At 68.5% G+C, this 23,562-nt stretch carries 20 protein-coding genes and 1 pseudogene; 12 read left to right on the top strand and 9 right to left on the bottom strand.

The window, feature by feature from the left end:
• Nucleotides 1-23: 23 nt before the first annotated feature.
• From ABT313_RS12480 to ABT313_RS12470, 3 genes are all read right to left on the bottom strand, one after another.
• Nucleotides 24-392 carry a DUF2255 family protein gene (locus ABT313_RS12480; RefSeq protein WP_350851565.1) on the bottom strand — a complete coding sequence of 123 codons (369 nt, stop codon included), beginning with the start codon at nt 390-392 and terminating at the stop codon, nt 24-26.
• On the bottom strand, nt 385-1,527 hold the full coding sequence (locus ABT313_RS12475) for a Gfo/Idh/MocA family protein (RefSeq protein ID WP_350851564.1): 1,143 nt from the start codon (nt 1,525-1,527) through the stop codon (nt 385-387). The genes ABT313_RS12480 and ABT313_RS12475 overlap by 8 nt, the downstream gene beginning before the upstream one ends.
• A gap of 84 nt (nt 1,528-1,611) precedes the next feature.
• Nucleotides 1,612-2,457 carry a GNAT family N-acetyltransferase gene (locus ABT313_RS12470; RefSeq protein ID WP_350851562.1) on the bottom strand — a complete coding sequence of 282 codons (846 nt, stop codon included), beginning with the start codon at nt 2,455-2,457 and terminating at the stop codon, nt 1,612-1,614.
• Nucleotides 2,458-2,504: 47 nt separating this feature from the next.
• Between ABT313_RS12470 and ABT313_RS12465 the strand changes: the two genes are divergently transcribed.
• From ABT313_RS12465 to ABT313_RS12455, 3 genes are read left to right on the top strand one after another with little or no spacing between them, the layout of a single operon-like run.
• Nucleotides 2,505-2,915 carry a CGNR zinc finger domain-containing protein gene (locus tag ABT313_RS12465; RefSeq protein ID WP_350851560.1) on the top strand — a complete coding sequence of 137 codons (411 nt, stop codon included), beginning with the start codon at nt 2,505-2,507 and terminating at the stop codon, nt 2,913-2,915.
• Complete coding sequence (locus tag ABT313_RS12460) at nt 2,912-3,622, top strand: AzlC family ABC transporter permease (protein WP_350851558.1); 711 nt, start codon at nt 2,912-2,914, stop codon at nt 3,620-3,622. Before ABT313_RS12465 ends, ABT313_RS12460 begins: the two co-directional genes overlap by 4 nt.
• Nucleotides 3,582-3,878: an AzlD domain-containing protein gene (locus tag ABT313_RS12455; protein ID WP_350851556.1), complete on the top strand. Its 297-nt coding sequence runs from the start codon at nt 3,582-3,584 to the stop codon at nt 3,876-3,878. Before ABT313_RS12460 ends, ABT313_RS12455 begins: the two co-directional genes overlap by 41 nt.
• Here the strand turns inward: ABT313_RS12455 and ABT313_RS12450 are convergent.
• The gene (locus ABT313_RS12450; protein ID WP_350851554.1) at nt 3,875-4,384 is read right to left on the bottom strand and encodes a MarR family winged helix-turn-helix transcriptional regulator; all 510 of its coding nucleotides are present in this window, start codon (nt 4,382-4,384) and stop codon (nt 3,875-3,877) included. The genes ABT313_RS12455 and ABT313_RS12450 overlap by 4 nt on opposite strands.
• Before the next feature lie 108 nt (nt 4,385-4,492).
• On the opposite strand from ABT313_RS12450, the gene ABT313_RS12445 reads away from it, so the two are divergent.
• From ABT313_RS12445 to ABT313_RS12420, 6 genes are all read left to right on the top strand, one after another.
• Nucleotides 4,493-5,431: an NADP-dependent oxidoreductase gene (locus tag ABT313_RS12445; RefSeq protein WP_350851552.1), complete on the top strand. Its 939-nt coding sequence runs from the start codon at nt 4,493-4,495 to the stop codon at nt 5,429-5,431.
• Between the two features lie 76 nt (nt 5,432-5,507).
• Nucleotides 5,508-6,533: a LacI family DNA-binding transcriptional regulator gene (locus ABT313_RS12440; RefSeq protein WP_350851550.1), complete on the top strand. Its 1,026-nt coding sequence runs from the start codon at nt 5,508-5,510 to the stop codon at nt 6,531-6,533.
• A gap of 74 nt (nt 6,534-6,607) precedes the next feature.
• On the top strand, nt 6,608-8,272 hold the full coding sequence (gene araB, locus ABT313_RS12435; protein ID WP_350851548.1) for a ribulokinase: 1,665 nt from the start codon (nt 6,608-6,610) through the stop codon (nt 8,270-8,272).
• A complete protein-coding gene (locus ABT313_RS12430; RefSeq protein WP_350851546.1) occupies nt 8,269-8,946 on the top strand; it encodes an L-ribulose-5-phosphate 4-epimerase in 678 nt (225 codons plus the stop codon). Before araB ends, ABT313_RS12430 begins: the two co-directional genes overlap by 4 nt.
• Before the next feature lie 26 nt (nt 8,947-8,972).
• A complete protein-coding gene (araA, locus tag ABT313_RS12425) occupies nt 8,973-10,484 on the top strand; it encodes an L-arabinose isomerase (protein WP_350851544.1) in 1,512 nt (503 codons plus the stop codon).
• Between the two features lie 5 nt (nt 10,485-10,489).
• Nucleotides 10,490-11,089, top strand: a complete 600-nt coding sequence (locus tag ABT313_RS12420; RefSeq protein WP_350851542.1) for a class II aldolase/adducin family protein — start codon at nt 10,490-10,492, stop codon at nt 11,087-11,089.
• Here ABT313_RS12420 and ABT313_RS12415 read toward each other — a convergent pair.
• Both ABT313_RS12415 and ABT313_RS12410 read right to left on the bottom strand, forming a co-directional pair.
• Nucleotides 11,082-11,318 (bottom strand): annotated as a pseudogene (locus ABT313_RS12415) (DUF1398 family protein); the annotation flags it as partial. The gene ABT313_RS12420 and the pseudogene ABT313_RS12415 overlap by 8 nt on opposite strands.
• A 22-nt stretch (nt 11,319-11,340) precedes the next feature.
• Complete coding sequence (locus ABT313_RS12410; protein ID WP_350851541.1) at nt 11,341-13,047, bottom strand: cytochrome c biogenesis protein CcdA; 1,707 nt, start codon at nt 13,045-13,047, stop codon at nt 11,341-11,343.
• A 92-nt stretch (nt 13,048-13,139) separates the two neighbouring features.
• On the opposite strand from ABT313_RS12410, the gene ABT313_RS12405 reads away from it, so the two are divergent.
• Nucleotides 13,140-13,982: an alpha/beta fold hydrolase gene (locus ABT313_RS12405; protein ID WP_350851539.1), complete on the top strand. Its 843-nt coding sequence runs from the start codon at nt 13,140-13,142 to the stop codon at nt 13,980-13,982.
• Here the strand turns inward: ABT313_RS12405 and ABT313_RS12400 are convergent.
• Nucleotides 13,945-15,357, bottom strand: a complete 1,413-nt coding sequence (locus tag ABT313_RS12400) for an MFS transporter (protein WP_350851537.1) — start codon at nt 15,355-15,357, stop codon at nt 13,945-13,947. The two genes, ABT313_RS12405 and ABT313_RS12400, sit on opposite strands and share 38 nt — an antisense overlap.
• A gap of 46 nt (nt 15,358-15,403) precedes the next feature.
• Between ABT313_RS12400 and ABT313_RS12395 the strand changes: the two genes are divergently transcribed.
• A complete protein-coding gene (locus tag ABT313_RS12395) occupies nt 15,404-15,838 on the top strand; it encodes a MarR family winged helix-turn-helix transcriptional regulator (RefSeq protein WP_350851535.1) in 435 nt (144 codons plus the stop codon).
• Here ABT313_RS12395 and ABT313_RS12390 read toward each other — a convergent pair whose 3' ends face one another.
• Nucleotides 15,839-16,774, bottom strand: coding sequence for an aldo/keto reductase (locus ABT313_RS12390; protein WP_350851534.1), 936 nt, complete (start codon nt 16,772-16,774; stop codon nt 15,839-15,841). It lies immediately after the preceding gene.
• Nucleotides 16,775-16,946: 172 nt separating this feature from the next.
• Nucleotides 16,947-19,274 (bottom strand): hypothetical protein, encoded by a 2,328-nt coding sequence (locus tag ABT313_RS12385; RefSeq protein WP_350851533.1) that lies wholly within the window; start codon nt 19,272-19,274, stop codon nt 16,947-16,949.
• Between the two features lie 944 nt (nt 19,275-20,218).
• Here ABT313_RS12385 and ABT313_RS12380 point away from each other — a divergent pair.
• Nucleotides 20,219-23,527: a S8 family serine peptidase gene (locus ABT313_RS12380; RefSeq protein ID WP_350851531.1), complete on the top strand. Its 3,309-nt coding sequence runs from the start codon at nt 20,219-20,221 to the stop codon at nt 23,525-23,527.
• Nucleotides 23,528-23,562: the final 35 nt, after the last annotated feature.

Raw genomic sequence — 23,562 nt, 5'->3', positions numbered from 1 at the left:
CACGACGCTGTGGCGAGCCCTGGTCAGGATCGCGGCTCGACGCGGAGGGTGGTGGGCCGGGCTGTGGCGTTGATGATTGCGACGGTGTCCGGGCCGTCGCCGTACTTCGCGAGGTAGGCCGCATCGAGCTGGTCGTCGACCGTGTCGTCGGGAACATAGGTGACGTCGCGGGTCCGGCCGTCCCAGGAGATCGCGCCTTCGTAGTGGCGGACGACGCCCTTGTACCAACTGCCCTCGGTGCCTCGCACCGAGCGGACGTACACCTTGCCGTCGACAACGACATGCCACACGATCGTCAGCGTGCGCACCGACCCGTCGTTGCGCCGCCCGGCGACCCGGATCTCGTCGATCCGGTCCAGGGCCCGCAGTTCGTCAGCTGTCCAGCTACTCATGTGTTGAACCATCCCACGCTTCGCGGGTTGTGGCGACAGATTCGCCGCGTTCGGCGGACGCACCGATCGCCAGGCCGATGAGGTGGTCCTGGCATGCTTCCGCCAGCGGGTACGGCGGTGGGCCGTCGCCGCGGACCCAGTCGCCCGTTTTCTCGAGGAGGGTGGCGACGGCGATGTCGTCGTCGGACAGGCTCACGCCTCGGTACGGGTTGCGGAACACGACCCGGCCCTCGAAGGTCAGGTGGGTGAGATCGAGGCCCTCGTAGTTCATCCCGACGCCGGTGCTGACACGCTCCAGGCGAGAAGTGACCGGCGTTGTCGGGTCGAGCATCCGGACGACGGTGTCGTCGTGGATCTCGCCGTGCGAACCGCGGACCGTCAAGCGATCCGGCCGCAGCGGATTCCACCATTGATTGTCGGTGAAGTCGTACAGCCCCATGCCCGCGGCGCCGAAGTCCAGCGTGGACAGGATCGTCTGCGCGGTCTTCGGCTCGGTGTCGTTCGTCCAGCCCGCGGGCGTGATCGGATCGACCAGCGGACCGTCGAACGTCTGCGAACGCACCGTCGCCGGCTCGAACCCGGCGCCGAGGAACTGCCGGATCAGCGAGACCACGTGATAGAGATGCGTCGAGCTCACCTGGACCGAGGTCGGAGTACCGATGAGCCCGTCGCGGACGAGTTGGAGCCGGGCGGCGTGCAGCGGCATCAGCGCGTATTGCTCAGCCACCTGCACGAGGCCGCTCCCGCCGACGTCTGCCCAGAGCGACCGCATTCCGGCGAGATCGGGCGCCGGGGGTGTCTCTGCCAGCGTCGGAACGCCGGCCGCGACGAGCTGCCGGATCAGCTCAGGCGTCACGGGCCAGGGCACGCTCAGTACGACGAAGTCCGGCTTGGCGCTAAGTGCTTCGTCGAGCGTCCGGTACGTCGGCACGCCCCAGTCGGTCTCCAGCTGAACACCTGCCTCCGCGCGTCGCGTCACGACGCCGGTCACCTGGAAGCGCTCGGGCATCAAGTACGCCATCCGCAGGAACACCGACGACCGCCACCCGTTGCCGACGATCGCGTACCGGGTCGAGCGGCCGGCGCCACCGGCCGGCAGGGTCACCGGCACGGTCGCCGCACTGATCGAATCCAAGACAATCTCCCACCAGATCGGACAGGTCCGACCTAGTGTCGCCGATCTGGAACCAGTTCGCTCGGCTCACCTGGAGTGGGATAGTCAGTCCTTCACCAGGACGGCGCGGGTGTAGAGGAGGTCGAAGCCGCTGCGTTGGGCGTTCTGTTGGGACTTGGATGCCGGTTGGGTGGTGATGACGCCGACGTCGCAGCCTGCGGCGGCCGCGTCGGCGAGGCGGGTGAACAGGAGCGCGGACTGGATGCCGTGGCGCCGATGGGCGGGGAGCGTTGCCGCGCCCGCGAACTGGGCGATGCCTCCGGCCGTCCGGAGCCCGGCCCCGCCTGCGATCTCGCCGTTCAGTACGGCGACGTAGCGCGCGATGTCGGCCGCCGCGGCATCGCGTTCGGCTTCGATGTAGGTGTCGCGCGGGAACTCCTCGCGCCACGGAACGCCCTGCGTGTCCGGTACGGCGACGGCGTCGGCCATCAGGTTCAGCCAGAGATCGAGCTCGTCGTCACCACTCGGCCGGACCTCGATGCTGTCGGGCAGCGTGACGTCGTACTTGTCGGCGACGGCGATCCCGAGCACGTTCTCGAACGACTCCAGCCGGTATCCGCGCCGGCTGAGGACGATGCCGATCTCGGGGTCGGCGAGGTGCGGCAGCTCGACCTGCACGGGCGCGTCCACCGCGGCGTACGCGTGCTCGATCTCGTCGAGTACGTCGCCGGCCGGCACACCGCCGAAGCCGACCCCGACAACCTTGTTGAACGGCGAGTCGTCGTCGGCAAAGGTCGCGAGCCCGCCTGCCACCGGAATCACGAATCCGCGCCCGTCCCCGAGCCGCCGGTGAGCGGCCAGGACGGTGGCTTCGATGAGGTCGGTCTCAGCACGCTCGATCCGCTCCGCCAGCTCGGCGTCACAGAACAGCGGTTTCCGTTCGGTCGTCATAGCTCCTCCGTGTCCTGCTGACCGCCAGACGTTACGTTGCCGCGGACGTGACCTCGGCCGAGGCGGTGACGGGGGAGTTGCGCGACGACCTGGTTGCTGCGCGGGAGGTGGCGTACGGCGTACTGGCGCGTCTCGCGGTTGGGGAACAGCCGGGGCGGGCCGCGATCGACGCTCTGCACGGGCTCATCGCCGGCGTAGTCCGGTCAGCCTCGGTCGAGATGGATCCGTTCGGATGGCGGGCCGCTGATCCGGCCGGCGCCGTACGGCTGGCGGTTTGGCGGCTGTTCGAGGATGAGGATCTCGGGCGGTTGCGGCAGTGCGGGGACGACGGCTGCGGCTGGCTGTTCCTGGATCGGAGCAAGAACGGGTCGCGGCGGTGGTGCAGCTCCGCCGACTGTGGGAACCGGGCTCGTGCTCGGCGCCACTACGAGCGTGCGCGGGACGGGGCGACGGTATGACGTGGCCCGGGCGGCAGTCGTTCGTCGGTGGCCTTCGTCTCGGTGTCGGGCCGGCGCTCGCGACCGGCGTACTGGCGCTCAACTTCGGGGCCGAGGCGCGGGCACGCGGGTGGGGGAGTGTGGAGACGGTGGCGTTCTCCGCGTTCGCGTTCAGCGGGTCGGCGCAGTTCACGTTGCTGAGTTCGTTGTCTGGGGCAACCGTTCTGGCGGCGATCGTCGCGGCGATGGTGATCAACGTGCGGTACCTGGTGATGAGCGTCGCGATCACGCCCAGCCTGCACGGCGGCCGGTTCGCGCGCGTGCTACAGGCGCAGGCGATCGTCGACGCGTCGTTCGTGGCCGCGCACCAGGAGGACGACCGGTACGACATCTGGCGGCTGATCGGGGTCAGCGTCCCGCAATGGATCTGCTGGACCGCGGGCACGGCCGCCGGCGTACTGGCCGCTCCCTCGCCCGAGCTCATGCACAAGCTCGGTCTCGACGTGGCGTTCCCGGCGTTCTTCATCATCTTGCTGATCGACGAGGTACGTCGTTCGCGCCGCGCGATCCTGGCCTGTGCGCTCGGCGCGATGATCTCCGCCGGGCTGTTGTTCGTCACCGGCCCCAGCTACGCCCTGCTCGGCGCGGCCGGGGCCACCCTGATCGGATTGCGACGAAGGAGGCCTGATGAAGCTGTGGCTGTCGATACTGGCCGTCAGCGCCGCTAACTGGCTGATGAAAGCGGCAGGACCGCTGATCTTCGGCAAGCGGGACCTCCCGCCGGCCCTGGTCGACATCACCCGCCTGACCGCGCCGGCGCTGCTCGCCGGCTTGATCGTCACCGACCTGGGTCGGGACATCGACTGGACCGAGCTGGTCGGAGTAGCTGTCGCCGGCGGCCTCAACCTGCTGCGGCTGCCGATCCTCCCGGCCGTCGCGGCCGGCGTGGCGACTACCGCCCTCATTCGCCTCGCGTCGGCCTAGCTTCCGGCTGCCTTCTTGCGTCGCCGCTGTTGGGCGGAGCGCGGTGGGGTCTGGCGCATGTGATCCCGGGCGCGGCCGAGGATGTCGGCGAGGGTCTCGATGTCGGAACGGGACAGCGGGGCGAACAGCAGGTCGTCGAGGACGGCGATGTGCCCGGGGAAGACGCCCGCGAGCACCGCACGTCCCTCCTCGGTAATGGTCACGGTGGTACTGCGCTCGTCGTCGGAGGACGGGGTCCGGGTCACGAGGCCGCGCTTCTCCAGCGTCTGGGCCTGGTAGGTCAGGCCGCTGCGGCTGTACACGACGCCGTCGGCCAGATCGGTCATCCGGCGGCTGCCTGTGGGGGAGTCGCCGAGGGTGGCCAGGAGCTGGAACTGCACGTAGCTGAGATCCCCGGCGTCCTGCAGTTGCAGCTCGACGGCGTGCTTCAGCAGGCTGCTCGCCTCGATCAGAGCGAAGTACGCGCCCAGTTGCGTGGCATCCAGAGAGGACGGCGAGGAAGTCATGAGCCGACTCTATCAGTGCTTCTAACTCGAAGTACTTGCTTCCAATTCGAAGCAGTGTTAGCGTGAAGTTGCTTCGAATCCGAAGCACATCGCGAAAGGGAAGCCATGATGAAGGCAGTCCGGTTCCATGAAACGGGCGGCGCAGAGGTGCTGCGCTATGAAGACGCCGAGGTGCCGGTGCCCGGCGCGGGGCAGGTGCGCATCCGGGTCGCCGGGTCGGCGTACAACCCGGCCGACGGCGGCATCCGCGGCGGATTCTTGCCGATCCCGGTGACGCTGCCACATGTTCCGGGCTACGACGTCTCCGGCACGATCGACGCGCTCGGCGACGGGGTGGACGGTCTGACGGTGGGCGAGAACGTGGTCGGGTTCATCCCGATGGCCGCGGACGGCTCAGCGGCGCAGTACGTCGTCGCGCCGGCGGACATGCTGGTCAAGGCGCCGACGCGCATCCCGCTTGCCGATGCTGCCGGGTTGCCGTCGGTCGGGCTCACCGCCTCACAGGCACTCTTCGAGGGCGGCGAACTCAAGGCCGGTCAGCGGGTTCTGATCAACGGCGCCGGCGGCCCGGTCGGTGGATACGCCGTACAGCTGGCCAAGCGCGCGGGTGCGTACGTCATCGCCACCGCGAGCCCGCGCAGCAGCGACATCGTCAAGGCAGCCGGTGCCGACGAGATCGTCGACCACACGGCCACCGCTCTGCTCGACGCGGTCACCGAACCGGTCGACGTACTGCTGAACCTGGCCCCGATCACTCCGGACGGATTCACGGCGCTGGTCGCACGAGTCCGTGACGGCGGCGTCGTGGTCTCGACGACTCCCCGCGTGCCGACGCCAGGTGACGAGGAGCGAAACGTCCGCGCGGTCACGATCTTCGTCCACCCCGACGCAGACGTGCTCTCCCACCTCGTCGCCCTCATCGACACCGGCGACCTCCACGTCGAGATCACCCGACGCGTCCCCCTGAGCGAGCTACCCACGATCCACCAGCAAGCCGACGCGGGCGAAATCCACGGCAAGGTCGTCGCGGTTCCACCCCGAGTCTGACGCTACGCGAACACGCCATGGGCAACCAATCCGAACGTTGTGTCTCGAAGCGGAGTTGGATACCTACTATTTCTTCATGGCGAGAGCGAGCGAGGGCGTCGGGCGGGCTCCGAGCATGACCGATGTGGCGGCTGCGGCCGGTGTCTCGCATCAGACCGTGTCGCGGGTGCTGAACGGGTCGGAGTTGGTGCGCGCCGACACTCGCGCTCGCGTGGAGGCGGCGATCGCGGCGCTCGGCTACCGGCGGAACAATGCGGCCCGGCTGCTGGTGACGAACAGGTCGCGCCGCATCGGGATGATTTCGGCACACCTCGTTCTGCATGGGCCGAGCATGATCGCGGTGTCGGTTCAGGACGCCGGCCACAAGGCTGGGTACGACGTCTCGCTGGTCGCCGTCGAGGACTTCTCGTCGGAGTCGCTCCGGGAGGCGGTCGGTCGCCTGCTCGACGAGGCGGTCGAGGCAATCGTCGTGGCGGTCGCGCATCGGGAGGCGCTCGAGCAGGTCCGATCGCTCGATGCGGCTGTGCCCATCGTCGTCGTCCAAGGTGTGAGTGCCGGACAGCCGATGGCGGTGGGGATCGACCAGAAGGCCGGTGCCCGGCTGGCGGTGGAGCACTTGCTGGACCTCGGTCACCGTCACGTCGCCCACGTGACCGGACCGCTGGAATGGGTCGAGGCCGGTCAGCGTCGCGCGGGCTGGCAGAGTGCGCACGAGGAGCGTCATGTCCTGCCAGGGCCGGAGCTGGCGGGTGACTGGTCGCCGAAGAGCGGGTACGAAGCGGGTCTGCGGATCGCCGAGGACCCGGACGTGACCGCGGTATTCGCGGCCAACGACGGTATGGCGATCGGGCTCATGTACGCCTTGCACGCGAAGGGTCGCGACGTACCCGGCGAGATCAGCGTCGTCGGATTCGACAACGTGCCCGAGGCGCCGTACCTCTGGCCGGCTCTGACGACCGTCGACCAGGAGTTCTCGCTGCTCGGCCGGCGCGCTGTCGAGCTGACGCTGAGCGCGCTGGAGGGCGATCCCGACCCGTCGACCCAGCTGATCCGTCCGGCCCTGGTCGTGCGCGACTCGACGGCCGCACCGCGGCTCAGTTAGCGCTAACAGCGGTCACCTAGGTCACCTCGGCCAATCTTGACAGCGCTGAATGTTAACGCTCACAATTTGATCTCATGAGCCCTGCCGAACAGTTCGTTGTCGGAGTGGACTTCGGGACACTGTCCGGTCGTGCCGTCGTCGTTCGTGTGTCCGACGGGGCCGAGCTCGGCGCCGGCGTGCACGAGTACGCGCACGCGGTGATCGACGACCAGCTGCCTTCGACCGGCCGGCGGCTGTCGCCGGACTGGGCGCTGCAGGTTCCCGACGACTACCGCGACGTACTACGGACCGCCGTACCCGCCGCCGTTGCCGCGGCCGGGATCGACCCGGCGCAAGTGATCGGCATCGCCACCGACTTCACCGCCTGCACGATGGTGCCCTGCCTGGCCGACGGTACGCCGCTGAACGAGGTCGACGGGCTCGCGGACCGGCCGCACGCCTACGTCAAGCTCTGGAAGCACCACGCCGCGCAGCCGCAGGCCGACCGGATCAACGAGCTCGCGCGGGACCGGGGCGAGAGCTGGCTGCCGCGGTACGGCGGGCTGATCTCGTCGGAGTGGGAGTTCGCGAAGGCGTTGCAGCTGTTCGAGGAGGACCGCGAGCTCTACGACCGGATGGAGCGCTGGGTCGAGGCCGCCGACTGGATCGTGTGGCAGTTGTGCGGCAGCTACGTCCGCAACGCGTGCACCGCCGGCTACAAGGGAATCCTGCAGGACGGCCACTACCCGTCGACGGACTTCCTCGAAGGCCTCGCGCCGGGCTTCGGGCCGTTCGTCGCCGACAAGCTGGAGCACCCGATCGGTCAGCTCGGATCCGCCGCCGGCACGCTGACGGCCGAGGCATCGGGGTGGACCGGTCTGCCGGCGGGTATCGCGGTCGCCGTCGGGAACGTCGACGCGCACGTGACAGCGCCGGCAGCCCAGGCCGTCGAGGCCGGACAGATGGTCGCCATCATGGGTACGTCGACCTGCCACGTGATGAGCTCTGATGCGCTGCGCGAGGTTCCCGGCATGTGCGGCGTCGTCGAAGGCGGCATCATCGCGGGAAGCTGGGGCTACGAAGCCGGCCAGAGCGGCGTCGGCGACATCTTCGGCTGGTACGTCGACAACGCCGTACCGCCGTCGTATCACGAGGCCGCGGCCGCAGCCGGGGAGTCGCTGCACGAGCACCTCACCAGGCTCGCGGCTGAGCAGGCCGTGGGCGAGCACGGGCTCGTCGCGCTGGACTGGCACAGCGGCAACCGGTCGGTGCTCGTCGACCATGAGCTGTCGGGCCTGGTCGTCGGGCAGACGCTGGCGACTCGTCCCGAGGACGGCTACCGAGCGTTGCTCGAGGCAACGGCCTTCGGTACGCGGGTGATCACCGAGACGTTCGGCGACAGCGGCGTAGGAGTGAAGGAGCTGATCATCGCGGGCGGGCTGGCGAAGAACACGCTGCTGATGCAGATCTACGCCGACGTCACCCGGCTTCCGCTCTCGATTATCGACTCCGAACAAGGACCGGCGCTCGGTTCGGCGATCCACGCCGCGGTCGCGGCCGGTGCCTATCCCGACGTTCCGGCTGCCGCCAAGAACATGGGCAAGGTCCGGCGCGGCGTCCACCTCCCCGACGAGGAGCGGGCCAAGGCCTACGACCAGCTGTTCGAGCTGTACCTCGAGCTGCACGACTACTTCGGGCGGGACAGCCGGTTGATGCGCAAGCTCAAGTCGATCCGGCGTACTGCTCTGGAGGGCCGATGAGCGTGATCGCGGAAGTCGCCGACACCCTCACCCGGCTGCGGTCCGAGGTGTCCCAGCTGCACGCGCATCTTCCGGCGTACGGGCTGGTGGTCTGGACGGCGGGCAACGTCTCCGCCCGGGTCCCCGGCCACGACCTGATGGTGATCAAGCCGAGCGGGGTCGCGTACGACGAGCTGACGCCGGCCAACATGGTCGTCTGCGATCTCGACGGCCGCGTCGTCGACGGTGAGCACGCGCCGTCCTCGGACACCGAGGCGCAGGCGTACGTCTACCGGGAGATGCCGCACGTCGGCGGCGTGGTGCACACGCACTCGCCGTACGCCGTCGCCTGGGCCGCGCGCGGGGAGTCGATCCCGTGCGTGACGACGATGTGCGCCGACGAGTTCGGCGGCCCGATCCCGGTCGGGCCGTTCGCGATCATCGGCGACGACTCGATCGGCCGCGGCATCGTCGAGACGCTGCGCGACTCGCGCTCGCCCGCGGTGCTGATGCAGAACCACGGCGTGTTCACGATCGGGCCGACCGCCAAGGCCGCGGTCAAGGCGGCGGTGATGTGCGAGGACGTCGCCCGCACGGTGCATCTCGCCCGCCAGCTCGGTGAGCCGATCCCGATCGAGCAGACCTATATCGACAGCCTCTTCGATCGCTACCAGAACGTCTACGGACAACGATGACCACTGCACGACCCGGGAAGGACCACATGTCTGTGAACAGCACGCTGCGCGAGGTCTGGTTCCTCACCGGCAGCCAGGGCCTGTACGGTCCCGGCACTCTCGAGCAGGTCGCCGAACAGTCCCAGGCCGTCGCGAAGCGGCTCGTCGGCGCCAACCTGCCGGTGGACGTCGTCTGGAAGCCGGTGCTGCTCGACGCCGGTGCGATCCACCGCCAGATGCTCGAGGCAAACAGCGCTCCGGAGTGCGTCGGCGTGATCGCCTGGATGCACACGTTCTCGCCCGCGAAGATGTGGATCGCCGGCCTCGACGCGCTCCGCAAGCCGCTGCTGCACCTGCACACGCAGGCCAACGTCGCGTTGCCATGGGCAACGATCGACATGGACTTCATGAACCTCAACCAGGCCGCCCACGGCGACCGGGAGTTCGGCTACATCCAGTCCCGCCTGCACGTACCGCGCAAGACCGTTGCCGGCCACGTCGAGTCCCGTGACGTGCAGGAGCGGGTCGGGCACTGGGCCCGCGCCGCGCTCGGTGTCGCGGAACTGCGGTCGCTCAAGCTCGCCAGGTTCGGTGACAATATGCGCGACGTCGCGGTCACCGAGGGGGACAAGGTCGAGGCGCAGCTGAGGTTCGGTGTATCGGTCAACACCTACAGCGTCAACGAGCTCGTCGCCGCTGTCGACGGTGTGGCCGACGGGGAGATCGACCCGCTCGTGCAGGAGTACGCCGACACCTACACCGTCGCGCCCGAGTTGCTGCCGGGCGGTGACCGGCACGAGTCCCTACGGTACGGCGCCCGGATCGAGCTCGGCCTGCGATCGTTCCTGACCGAGGGTGGATTCGGTGCGTTCACCTCGAACTTCGAGGATCTGGGCGGGCTCCGTCAGCTGCCCGGCCTGGCGGTGCAGCGGTTGATGGCCGACGGGTACGGCTTCGGCGGCGAGGGCGACTGGAAGACGTCGGTGTTGCTGCGCGCGAGCAAGGCGATGGCCGGCGGGCTGCCCGGCGGCACGTCGTTCATGGAGGACTACACGTACCACCTGGTGCCGGGGGAGGAGAAGATCCTCGGCGCCCACATGCTCGAGGTGTGTCCGTCGCTCACGTCGGAGCGCCCGTCGCTCGAAATCCATCCGCTCTCCATCGGTGGTCGCGAGGACCCCGTCCGCCTGCGCTTCACGGCTGATCCCGGCGCGGGCATCGTGGTCGGGATCGCCGATCTGGGCGATCGGTTCCGGCTGACGGCGAACGTCGTACACGTCGTCGAGCCGGATGCGGCGCTGCCGCAGTTGCCGGTCGCCTGTGCGGTGTGGAAGCCCGAGCCGTCCTTGGCGACGTCCGCGGAATCCTGGCTGACCGCCGGTGGGCCGCACCACACCGTGCTGACGACGGCCCTCGATCGCGAGGTGTACGAGGACTTCGCCGACCTGCTCTCGGTCGAGCTGGCCGTCATCGACGCGTCGACCACCGTGCGCGAGTTCCAGCGCGAGCTGCACTGGAACGACGTCTACCACCGACTCACCCGCGCCGGCGCTCGCTGATGTCGATGGCCGGAGTCGGCCAAGCCGTCGAGGAACTCCGCCGGAGTGCCGCGGATGCCTTCTTGTTCACGACCGGCGTCGTGTCGATCCGTCGTGCCGACAGGTTGGTGATCAAGCCCTCGGGAGTCTCCGTCGAGGGCCTGTCGACCGATTCGGTCGTGCTGACGGACCTGTCGGGAGAGGTACTCGAGGGCGTGCTTGCTCCGTCGGACGCAGGTGACGCGCACGCCTGCGTGTACCGCGAGATGCCTGGTGTGGGGAGCGTCGTGAACACCCGATCGACGCTCTCGCTCGCCTGGGCGGCGCGGGGCGAGCAGATCCCGCACGTGCCGACGATCGCGGACGGGTTCGACGGCCCGATCCCGGTGGGTCCCTACGTCTCGGACCGGGGCCGAGGGATCGTCGACACGTTGGCGGCGACGAGCTCACCGGCCGTCCTGATGCCAGGTCAGGGCCTGTTCACCACCGGGCCGAATCCGGCCGAAACCTTCAGAGCTGCTGTCGTGCTCGAGCAGCTGATCCGGTTCGTCCACATCGGCCGCCACCTCGGCACAGCCGAACCCGTCGACCCGCACGAGCTCGATCGGCTGCTGCGGTCTACCTGATGTCCTCCTGGAGGAGGGTGTTACCGGCCTTGTCGAGGTACGCGATCGTCAGCGCGTGCGTGTCGAAGATCCACTTCTCGATGCCGCTGTCGGCGAGAGCCTTCGACATCTTCTCGTAGTTCTTCTCCTTGAGCGCTTCGGCCAGCAGCGTTCGATCGCTGGTCTCCGCAATCGTGAACTGCTGGTGAGCCGGCGGCGTCGAGACGACGTACCCGTCGGCGCCGCGATGCTCGGTGTGGCCGCGGCCAGGGTCAGCCGAAGCTGAAGGTGAAGGCGGAGATTCCCGCCGTGTAAGTGAGGGTCATGGTCTTCCGTTCGGCGGCCGGCTTGTCGACCAACTGGTAGGCGTTCGGGGTGCCGTCGACCTGGATGACGCGGTCGGGCTCGCCGGGAATCGAGACGGTGACGGTGCCGTGGCCGGACAACACGTGGTACACCTTCGAGGCGTTGAAGTTGAGGCGTGCCTGGGAGCCGCTGGTCGACGTGACGCTCTGGGTGCCGACGGCCCAGTTGCCGCCGAGGCTGTAGGTGTCGTTCGGCTGCGCGGGATTGAGGCCGAAGGCAACGGTCTTGCCGGGGGTGAGCTTGCCCGACGTACCGGCGAGGTTGGCCGAGCGCGAGTAGGCCAGGTACGTCTCCGGCGTACGGCCGTCGACGCCGACGTCGGCCTTCACGGTGCCGTCCACCGGCTTGGGCAGCTTGGTGTTCGGGTTCGCGGCGGTGAGGAGGTCGCGGATCTGCTGTTCGGTCTGTGCGTAGTTGCCTTCGCCGAAGGTGATCGAGCGAACGGTGCCGTCGGCATCGATCAGGTACTTCGCCGGCCAGTACTGGTTCCGGTACGCCGTCCAGGTGGCAAGGTTGTTGTCCTGGACCACCGGATACTCGATGCCTTCCTTGCGGATCGCCGACGCGACGTTGCGGGCGTCCTTCTCGAACGCGAACTCGGGGGAGTGGACGCCGATGATCTCCAGCCCCAAGGACTTGTACGCCTTGTCCCACGCCAGCAGATGCGGCGTCGCGCGCTGGCAGTTGATGCAGGAATAGGCCCAGAAGTCGACCAGGACGACCTTGCCCTTGAGATCGGCCAGGGTGGTGGGCGATCCGTTGAACCACTTCTGCGTACCGTGGAGCTCCGGCGCCGGCCCGCACGAGGCCAGCTCCGCCGCGCCCGGCGTGCACTTGCTCAGCTCGGTCGATGCATTGCCGATGGCCGGCGCGAGTGCGCCCTGCACCGTCTTGTTCTCGGCGACCTTCTTCTCCAGCCCACTGGTGTACGACGGCAGCTCGCGCTGGATCACATCGGTGATGTTGAAGGCCAGTGCGCCGGCGAGCAGGATCATCACGACCCCGCCGCCGATCCGGAAGCCGCGGGCATGACTGCGGTACGCCTTGACCCGCTGCGAGATCCGCGAACCGGCCGAGGCGAAGATCAGCAGCGGCAGCGCGGCGCCGAGTGCGAACGACACCGTGAGTACGACGGTTCGCCAGCCGATGTTGCCGGTGGCGCCGGCGACTGTGATCGCGGCGAGGACCGGGCCTGCGCACGGCACGTACAGCGTGCCGAGCCCCAGCCCGAGGACGAACGCGCCATTGTCGTTCCGGTTGATCTTGGGCAGCCGGTAGAACGGCTTCTCGATCAGGTGGCCGAGCGCGGGCACGATGAGACCTAGCCCGACCAGCGTGAGGATGGTCAGACCGGCCCACCGGAGGAAGTCGTCGGGCAGGCCGAGCACTGAGAGGATCACGGACCCGACCAGCGTGAACACGCTGAAGCTCACGACGATCCCGACGATGATCTTCACCGGCCGCAGGTCGCGGCGCTTGGACGTGTCACCGGCCCCGTTTCCAGTTCCGTTTCCGGCTCCGGCGAAGAAGATGATCGGGAGCATCGGCAGCACACACGGAGACACCCCGGTGATCAGACCGCCGAGCAGTCCGATGAAGGCCAGCGTGATCATCAACAACACCCCAAGGCGGAAGCTCGACAGGACACGAGTACTTCGTCCCAGCTCGGCCACCGGATGGGTGAAGCCGTATAAACTCGAGCGGTATGAAGACCGCCGCCGGTGTGACCTACTCGGAGACCGGCACCGGACCGGCCGTCGTGTTCGTGCACGGCCTGCTGGTCAACGCCGGCCTCTGGCGGAAGGTCGTGCCGGACGTCGCCGCGGCCGGCTTCCGCTGTATCGCGCCGAACTGGCCGCTCGGCGCCCATCAGTTGCCGATGGCACCCGAGGCCGACCTCACGCCGCCCGGGGTCGCCAAGCTGATCGCGGACTTCCTGGCGGAGCTCGACCTCACCGACGTCACCGTCGTCGCCAACGACACCGGCGGCGCTCTCACCCAGATCCTGATGGCCAACCACCCCGAGCGAGTGGGCCGCGTGGTGCTCACGCCGTGCGACGCCTTCGAGGACTTCTTCCCACCCGGGTTCGACAAGCTCCCCAAACTGGCCCGTCTCCCGGGCGCGATCTGGCTCGCGAGCCGCCTCCTCCAGTTCAACGTCGTACGCCGCCTGCCGAACACCTTCGGCCTGCTGGCCAAGCGCGGTATTCCGGCCGCGATCCTCGACTCCTACCTACAGCCGATCCGCGACAGCGCCGACATCCGTCGAGACGCCAAGCGGTTCATCGCGAGCGTCGACAACAGCTACACGCTCGCGGCCGCCGAGGCGCTGACCGGCTTCACCAGGCCGGTCCTGCTGGTGCAAGCGGCGGACGACCGCGTCTTCGCGCCGTACCTCTTCGAACGCCTGGCAGAAACGTTGCCCGACGCAACAGTCAGCGTGGTCGCCGACTCCTGTGCCTTCATTCCGGAGGATCAGCCTGAGGAGCTGACCCGGCTGATCATCGACTTCACCAGGTCCCGCGGTGGTCGGGAACCAGGAACGTGATCGGGATCATCAGCAGCAGGATGGCGGCGAAGACCACGAAGCTGTGGGCCTGGGCGGTGCCTGCGTTCGTGGCGTGATTCAGGATCGCGGTGGTGATCGAGACGGCGACGATGCCGCCCGACTGGCGGAACATGCCGCGCAGACCGGCGATCGCGGAGATCTGATCAGGGGCCAGCTGCAGGCTGGCGTTGTTCGACGCCGGGATCGACAGACCCATCCCGATCCCGGTGATGCCCGCCGCCATCGCCAGCCAGGCGTACGGCGTGAGGCCGTGCGGGGCGAGCGACATCAGCGTCATCCCGCCCGCGACCAGCACGAATCCGCCGACCATGGGAGCCCGATACCCGGTCCGGCGGAGCGCGAACACCGCCAGCCCCGCAACGCAGATCATCCCGACGGCCCGTGCCGTGAGTAGCGTGCCGGCCTGCAGCGGCTGGATGCCGTACCGCGATTCGGCGTACAGCGGGACGAGTGCGCCGAAGCCGAGCATGGCGGCGCCGAAGAGGAAGTTGATCGTGTTCATGGCGCCGAACCCGCGTCCGCGCAGCAGGCTGACCGGGATGAACGGCGCCGCGTGCCGGTTCGCGTGCCGGACGAACAGGAAGCCGAGCGCGAGCGCGATCACCATCGGCACGATGAACTGCGGGTCGGTGGGCTCCGCACCGGTGCTGCCGAGCGAACTGATCCCGTACATGCCGAACAGCATCGTCACCGCGAGCAGGAAGGCGCCGGTCCCGTCGATGCGGGAGGCCGCCTTCGGTGCGCTGCTCGGGATGAACCGGAGGCCGAGGACGATCAGCAGCAGACCGATCGGGATGTTCACCACGAAGATCTCGCGCCAGGACCAGTACGTGACGATGATGCCGCCGATGATCGGGCCGATGATGCCGCCGATCGGAAAGATCGAGGTGAACATCCCGATCGCCCGGTCCCGGTCGCGGCCGAACTGTTCGGCGACGATGCCGGTCGCGGTCGGCATGAACGCGCCGCCGCCGATCGCCTGGAACGCGCGGAAGATCACCAGCAGATAGATGTTGTCGGCCAGGCTGCAGCACAACGAGGCGACCGTGAACAGCGCCGCCGCACCGAGGAAGATCTTCTTCCGGCCGAACTGGTCGCCGAGCCGGCCGGCCAGCGGCATCACGATGATCTGGCCGAGCGCGTAGACGGTGATCGTCCAGCCGCTCCAGGTCAGTTCGGCGTTCAGGTCGCTGCGGATTGCATTCAGCGCCGTCGCCACTATGGTCTGATCGATCGATGCCATCAGCAGCGCGATCGCGACGATGCCGAAGACGAGCCGCCGGTGCGCCAGCGGCTCGCCTGACCCAGCTCCGGCAGGCTCGGTGATGACTGAGGGTGAACTCGACGGTTCCATCGATGAACAGACTACATTGCTTGCTGGCAGGCAATAAAGGGGTGACATGACTGACACCGAGACGTTGAGCAAGCTTCGCGGCGTGATCTCCAAGCTGGCGCGGGAGCTCAACGCCACGGCGACCGACGAGGGCCTGACGCCGACGCAGGCGTCCGTCCTCGGACTGATCACGTTCCGTGGCCCGCTCGGGCTGACCGAACTGGCCCAGCTCGAGGGGCTCAATCCGACCATGCTGTCGCGGGTGGTCGGCCGGCTGACCGAGCTCGGGCTGATCCAGCGCGATCCGAACCCGGACGACCTGCGCGCGGTCCGCGTCGAAGCCACCGACGCCGGCCGGCAGCTGCACGAACGCGTCAAGCTGCTCCGCACGGAGGCCCTCGGCGCCTGTCTGGACCAGTTGCCGGAAGCGTCGGCCCGGACGATCATCGACGCGCTCCCGGCTCTGGACGATCTCGCCCAGAGCCTCCGTGCGAACCGGTAGCTAGCGGACGTCGAGCTGCTTGAGCTGGTCCTCGGTGAGGGTCAGCGCGACGGCGTCGAGAGCTGATTCGAGCTGGTGGAGTTTGCTGCCGCCGAGCATCGGACGGATGCCTTGGGCAACCAGCCAGGCTAGGACGACCTGGCCGCGGGCCGCGCCGGTCTGCTGGGCGACGTCGTCCAGGGCGGCGAGGCGGCGGGTGTTGCCCAGGTGGTCAAACGCCTCCGGGATCTGCTTGTCCGGGTTGTCGTACGCGCCGGCCAGGAGCGGGGTGTAGGCCCAGACCTCCATCCGGTGTTCGCGCGCGTGATCCAGCTGTTCCTCGCTGAGCTGGCCGAACGGGTGGGCTGTCGCCTCCGGCAGGGTGCCCGGGCGGACGCGTAGGTAGGTGGCGCTCAGTTGTAGGGCGTCGATGGGCGTGAATCCTTTGGACAGGGCATGAGTGCGGGCTTGTTCGATCCGCCAGGCCGGGTGGTTCGAGGCGCCGACGCGTCGTACCTGGCCTTTGAGTTCGGCAACGGCGTCCACGGTTTCCTCGATCGGTGTACGGCGGTCCTCCTGGTGGAGCCACAGCAGGTCGACGTACTCGATGCCGAGTCGCTCGAGGCTGCCCGCGAACGCGTCGTGGATCGCCCGCCGGCCGAGGCCCGCGCGCTGCTCCGGCCACGAACCCGCCCAGAGTGGTTCCGCGCCGACCTTGGTGGCGATCCGAATCCGGTCCCGTACGCCGGGACGCGCGGCCAGCCACCGCCCGAGCACCCGCTCACTTGCGCCGCCACGCCCGTCGTCACTGGCCCAGAACGCATAACAATCAGCGGTATCGATCCAGACCCCGCCCCGCTCCACGAACCGATCAAGCAACGCGAACGACGTGTCCTCGTCGATCGCCGTACCAAACATCATCGCGCCGAGCACCAACGGTGAAGTAGGAAAAGTCATGCCCCCGACCATCCAACCTGGAGCGCACACCAGGTCAACCCACCACCCCAACCAAGAAGGAAGACAGAGGAATTCAGAGTGGTGGCTGGCTCTGGCGATCAGCCGCAGCTCAGAAGAAAGACAAGAGAAAGGTTCTCTAGGGCTCGACCGGGTCTGCCGACCGGCCCCTGGATCAGCTGTCCGGTGTGCGGTTGGGCAGGCGGTGCGTCCCGGTCGGGCCGACCTCGAACATGAACCCGTGCGGCGTCGTCCACTCCAGCGTCTTGTGGTCAACGCGCTGAACATCCCACCCGCGGGCATGCGTCTTCACCCGATGAGCAAATCGACTCAGCGGCGCCAGGTTCCCGGTGCTGGTCTGCCCGCCTGGACCGTACGGGTCATAGGGCTCGATGTGATCCAGATCGATCGCACGGTGACTTTCACGGGTTCCGTACGGGAACAGCTCCACCGGGTAGGTCAGCCGTACCCGTTCGCGGATCCGGATGGGGATCTCGTAGGCGTCGACACTGACGGCGTCGTTGAGGTCGATGACCGGCTTGACCGTGTACGGGCCGTGGCCGACGAGTTCGGTGAGCTGCTCGGCCAGCAACGGCCCGATCCCCTCGGCGCGCAGCACACCGGTCCCGGTGGCCAGGGTGAGGTCGGTGAGGTGCACGAAGACCTCGGTCTGCCCAGGACGCACCTGTCCACCGCTCCGACCCGCGGAGTTCGCGGAGTTCGCGGGGTCGGCGGGGTTGGCGTAGGCGTCACGTTTGATCTGGGCAAGGCGTGCGTCGAGCGCCCGCTGCGCGGATGCATCCATCGGCACACCCTCGTCGGGCTCACTGCGCGGACCGGGAATGTATCCGGGTAGTCGACTGTCGAACGGATCACTCGGCGGATCGGGATCGTACGGCCCCACACCGTCCTCCAACGGAGGCTCCCGCAACTCCACGGACTCAGCCACGCGATCGTCACCGCCATCCGGGCCCTCGTCCGGCGGGCTTGCCGGGCGCACCTGCAGTCCATCGCGACTCAGCGATGGACCGTCGGCCGACGTGCACCGCGTGCGCGAGGTGTCGTCCCAGCGATCGCCCGGGCCGTCGTACGGCGGGCTTGCCGGGCGCACCTGCAGTCCGTCGCGACTCAGCTCGGCCGACGTGCACCGCGTTGGCGGGGTGTCGTCCCAGCGATCGTCCGGGCGATCGTACGGCGGGTGTGTCGGGCGCACCTCGAGTCCATCGCGACTCAGCGATGGACTGTCGGCCGACGTGGCCCGCGTTGGCGGGGTGTCGTCCCAGCGGTCGCCCGGGCTGTCGTCCCAGCGGTCGCCCGGGCTGTCGTCCGGCGGGCTTGCCGGGCGCGCCGCATCGCCATCACAGGCAGGGTCTGCGGACCGGCGCGGTGCGTCAGTCGAGCGGTTGCGTGGGCCGACGTACGGCGAACCCGTCGAGCGCGCCGCGATGCCGCCGGGGGCCGGGTCCGGCGTCGTCCACGGTGCGTCGCTCGAACGGTCGGGCGGGCTCAACACGGCGGGCGCGATGGATGTACTGCGGTCCGTTGCAGGCGATCGTGCATCCGGGGATTGGGTGTCTGTGTTCGGGGCCCGCAAGCCAGAGGCCGCTTGGGAGTTCGCCTTGGACGAACGCCGAGCAGGCGTCCAGGCCGGACTCGAGGCGTCGACGGGCGCGGTGTCGACGGCGGTGTCTGCGGCGGTGGTCGCAGGTGCGGCGCGGTGGTTGCGGGCTTGGGTGAGGAGTTCTTGGGTGAAGCGCGGGTCGCTGATGATGCCGAGGGCGTCGGCGCGGCGGTGTTGGAGGTGGCGGGTGTCGCCGAAGGTTTTGAGGGCGTCGGCGATGGCGGTGATGGTGGCGTCGTGGCGGATGACTGCGCCGGCGGGGGCTTTGGCGTAGATGGTTTTGTTGCCGTGGGCGTCGCTGCGGCCGATGAACACGCCGCGTTCGCCGGCGGCCTCGGCGGCTTCGGTGCGGGCTTGGTCGGGGGCGGCGTGGAGTTTGGCGGCGCGGATGATCTTGTCCAGGCGGTACGGGGTGATGGCGTCGATCAGCGGCGCGACGCGCTGGTCGACGTACCGGGCGGCTTCTTCGGACAGCTTCACGCAGTCGGCGACCAGCCGGCGCGCCTTCCAGGCGGTGGCGTCACCGGACAGGACGCGGGCCCAGGTGAACGGGAACCGGTGCCGCAACGCCAAAGCCTCACCGAGGAGCCCGGAGGCGACCATCGGGGAGATGCCGAGCACGACACCGAACTCGGCGATCGCGAACTCCGCGATCTCCGGGCAGCCCTCACCGCCCAGCACCACCGCCCGTTCCCGCCCATCGGCCACCCGGCGGCCGGGACGGATCGGGCGGGTGGCGCAGACCGACGGGTGGTGGCGGTCGGCGTAGATCTGGGCGTGCTGCAGCAGCCGCGTGTCGGCCTGGTTGGCCGTCGCGCGGTGTTCGGCGGCGGACTCGAGTAGGTCGGCCGTCGACAGCTGCTCCAGATCTATGTCGAACATGTGTTCGATTCTACACACTCTGGACCGGCACGCCAAATCGGTGGAACCGCTGGAACCCCTTATTTACAAGACGAACAGGCGCACCACGCAGCCGCCGCGAACCTGGCCGCGGAGGCTGCCGACAAGGTCAGGGTTGCGACGTTGAGAGGGCAGTCTCTGCGAGGAGCGGATGGTCGCGGCATGAGTGCCGGCTTCGCCTGGGCACGACGCATTCCGTGCAGCGTCGGGGAACTGCAGCCCTTCACGAACTGGCGATGGAGCAGGTCGCTGTGCTGGCAGGGATCGTGCTTACGCCCCCAGCAGGCACAAGCCGAGGACCGCCGGGCGCGAGGGGTTGCAACTTGGTTTCCTCGAGCATAGAGGGCGATGCCTGGCCTGATGCGCTAAGCAGAAGAGCAAACTGACAGGTGGCCGCTGAGGCTGACCACTGCTCTGAATCTCCTCTTAATGCTCTGAGGCTTATCCAGATCTCAAGGTGGCCGCTGCTAGCCCCAGCTTCCCCATGACGGTGAGTCGATCTGCTGATGCCACGCGAAGAACCTCCGGCCGCTCACGGAGCCTGCCACCACCCTGAACCTCTTCTTTCTTCGGCCTTCCTTGCGAACCTCCGGCTGGCGGCCGAAGCTGCCACCCCCTAAATCTCTTCTCTCCTTCGGCTTTCCTAGTTGCCTGCCGGGGTTACGGCGGCTACCAGACCAGTGGGGGCTGAGGTCTGGTGTGGGGGTGGGTTGTCGCATAGCCTCTGGGCAGGCGGGCGCCGTGGGGGCGTCCGTCGTACGCCGGTCCCGGGGGGAAGGGTTCGGTCACAGGGCTGGGGGGTCTGCTGGCTCGACGGGGCGTCGTCCCGACGTCTCGCGATGTCTCCTGCCGTGGCGGCGTGATCCGTCCGCACTGGAGGCCCACGCATGAGGTCACCGATTCACCTACGTACCACTAGACGCACTGTGGCCGGCTTGTCCGCCGGTCTGCTCGTCGCCGCGACGCTGCCTGTCCTGAACGCGTCCGCGGCCGACCCGTCCCCCACCGCCCCGAACGGCCGGCCCTGGACCGCGACCCCGTTGACGGTCGCGAACACGGTCAACGGCGCAAAGTCGCCCAGCGGTCAGCTCGCCAAGAGCGACCCGGCCCTCGTGAACAGCACTTCGGCCAAACAGGTCCGGGTGGTCGTGAAGCTCGACTACGACTCGCTGTCGGCGTACCGCGGCGGGCTCAAGGGCCTGCCCGGCACCAGCCCGGCGGTCACCGGCAAGCGTCTCGATCCGAAGAGCGCAAACTCGACGAAGTACCTCAAACACGTAGCCTCGGTCGAGGACTCGTTCCTCGCCGCCATGCGGGACAAGGTCCCGAGCGCGAAGGCGGGCGCGAAGCTGCGCACGGTGTACGGCGGTATGGCGCTCACCGTGCAGGCGAACAAGGCACGGGATCTGCTCAAGCTGCCCGGTGTCGCCGCGGTCCAGCAGGACAACCTGCAGCAGATGCTCACGGACTCCAGCGGCGAGTTCATCGGCGCGCCGACGATCTACAACCAACTCGGCGGCTCGGCCAACTCCGGCAAGGGCATCATCGTCGGCGTCCTCGACAGCGGCGCGTGGCCAGAGCACCCGTCGTTCGCGGACCCGGGCAACCTGCCCGCACCGGCGCCCAAGGCCGACGGGACGCCGCGGACCTGCAACTTCGGCGACAACCCGCTGACACCGGCGACCGACGTCTTCGTCTGCAACCGCAAGCTGATCGGCGGTCAGCCGTTCCTGGACACGTACAACTCGGTCATCGGCGGCGAGATCTACCCCGATAGCGCGCGCGACTCCAACGGTCACGGCACCCACACCGCCTCGACGTCGGCCGGCGGCGCGGTCGCGCACGCGAACCCGCTCGGAATCGACCGCGGCGCAATCCTCGGGATCGCCCCGGCCGCGGAGGTCTCGGTCTACAAGGTCTGCGGCGCCGAGGGCTGCTTCCCGTCCGACTCGGTGCAGGCGGTCGCGCAGGCGATCCTGGACGGCGTACGGGTGATCAACTTCTCGATCTCCGGCGGCGCCGACCCGTACAGCGACCCGGTCGAGCTCGCCTTCCTGGACGCGTACGCCGCCGGCGTGTTCGTCGCCGCCTCGGCCGGCAACTCCGGGCCGGGTGCGAACACGACCGACCACCGCAGCCCATGGGTCACCACGGTCGCTGCGTCCACGCAGAGCCGTACGTTCCGCTCGACGGTCACGCTGTCCGGCGGCGGCGCGACCGCCACTGTCTCCGGGGCGTCGATCACCGCGGGCATCAGTACGCCGACGCCCGTCGTGATCGCCGGCAGTACTCCGGGATACACCGACGCGACATGCAACACTCCGGCGTCACCGGGCGTGTTCACGGGCAAGATCGTCGCGTGTCAGTTCACCTCGGGCCGCGTGCTGAAGGGCTTCAACGTCAGGCAGGGCGGCGCGGCCGGAATGCTGATGTACAACGCCGCTCCGTTCGACGTGTTCACCGACAACCACTGGCTGCCGAGCGTCCAACTCGAGAAGCCCGACGCCGACACGCTGCTCGCGTTCCTCGCCGCACACCCAGGCACCACGGCGACGTTCACCCAGGGCGCCAAGACCACGTGGCAGGGCGACGTGATGACGTACTTCTCGTCGCGCGGCCCCGGTGGTGATTTCCTCAAGCCCGACGTCACCGCGCCCGGCCTGCAGATCATGGCCGGCCTGACGCCGACGCCGGAGTCGGCGGCCGAAGGACCGCCCGGAAACCTCTACCAGGTGATCGCCGGTACGTCGATGTCGTCCCCGCACGTCGCCGGTTCCGCGGCGCTGGTCTTCGCCCTGCATCCGTCATGGACGCCGGGCCAGGTCAAGTCCGCGCTGGAGACGACCGCGAAGACCGCGGTCAAGAAGCCGGACCGGACCACCCAGGCCGACCCGTTCGACATGGGCGGCGGCCGCATCGACCTCACCAAGGCCGGGGACCCCGGTCTGACCTTCGACGAGACCGCAGCCAACTACGCGGCCGCGGCAACCGACGCGCTGAACCGGATCGACCTCAACCTGCCGTCGGTGAACGCACCGACCATGCCGGGTCTGATCACGGCCGAGCGGACCGTCAAGAACGTCACCAACCAGACGCTGACCTTCACCGCGACCGGTACGACGGTCAACGGCGCGAGCGTCACCGTGCTGCCGCCGCTGTTCCAGGTGAAGCCCGGTAAGACGCAGAAGCTGACGATCGCGATCACCGCACCTGACCTGCCCGACGGACAGTACTTCGGCCAGGTCAACCTCAAGCAGGTCGGCGGCAGCCGGGCCCTGCACCTGCCGGTCGCGTTCTTCCGCCAGGAAGGCATCGTGCCGGTCGACCAGACCTGTACGCCGTCCACCATCGCGCGCAACACCGGCCAGTCGACCTGCACAGTCACCGTGCAGAACAACAGCCTGAAGACGACGAGCGTGACCGCGGTGAGCACGCTCAGCTCGCAGCTGCGCCTGAACAGCGTCACCGGCGCCACGAAGGTCGGCACCCAGACCGCAACCACAACCAAGACGCTGGCCGGCCGCCAGCCCGACAAGCCGGTCATCGCCCCCGGCTCGCTCTTCGGATACGTCCCGCTAGACGGGTTCACCAGCGCGATACCGATCGGTGACGAGCAGGCGCTCAACTTCAACGTTCCGCCGTTCGTGTACGCCGGTCAGACGTACACCCGGATCGGGGTGACGTCGGACGGCTACACCGTCGCCGGCGGCGCCACCGGTGACGACGTCATACCGACGCCGCAGACGCTGCCCGACCCGGCTCGGCCGAACAACGTGCTCGCGCCGTACTGGACCGACCTGGACGGCACCGGCGCTCCGGGCGTCTTCGCAACCATCCTGACCGACGGCGTCAACAACTGGATCGTCGTCGAGTGGCGGCTGAACCTCTTCGGCACGTCCGGCCCGCTGAAGGTCTTCCAGCAGTGGATCGGCATCGACGGCACCGAGGACATCACCTACGCCTACGACGGCACCAACCTTCCGGGCGCCCCGCCCGCGGGCTACGGCCTGACGGTCGGCGCCGAGAACTCCGACGGCACGTCGGGCAGCCAGATCACCGGTCCGCCCACCGAGGACTACCGGATCACGTCGACGCCGGGTGCGCCCGGTGGATCGCTGACCTACTCGATGAACATCAAGGGGGTGCAGAAGGGGGTCGGCACGGTGACGACCGGTACGTCGACGCCGCTCGTCAAGGGCCTGACGATCGAGGTCGACAAGATCACGGTCAACTAGCCAACAGCTCCAGTTGTACGGCGGGATCAGCCATT

The sequence above is a fragment of the Kribbella sp. NPDC000426 genome, assembly GCF_040300265.1.
In the GTDB taxonomy this organism is placed as follows: domain Bacteria; phylum Actinomycetota; class Actinomycetes; order Propionibacteriales; family Kribbellaceae; genus Kribbella.
The sequence above is the reverse complement of the archived record's forward strand: the minus strand, read 5'-3'. Positions and strand labels throughout refer to the sequence as shown.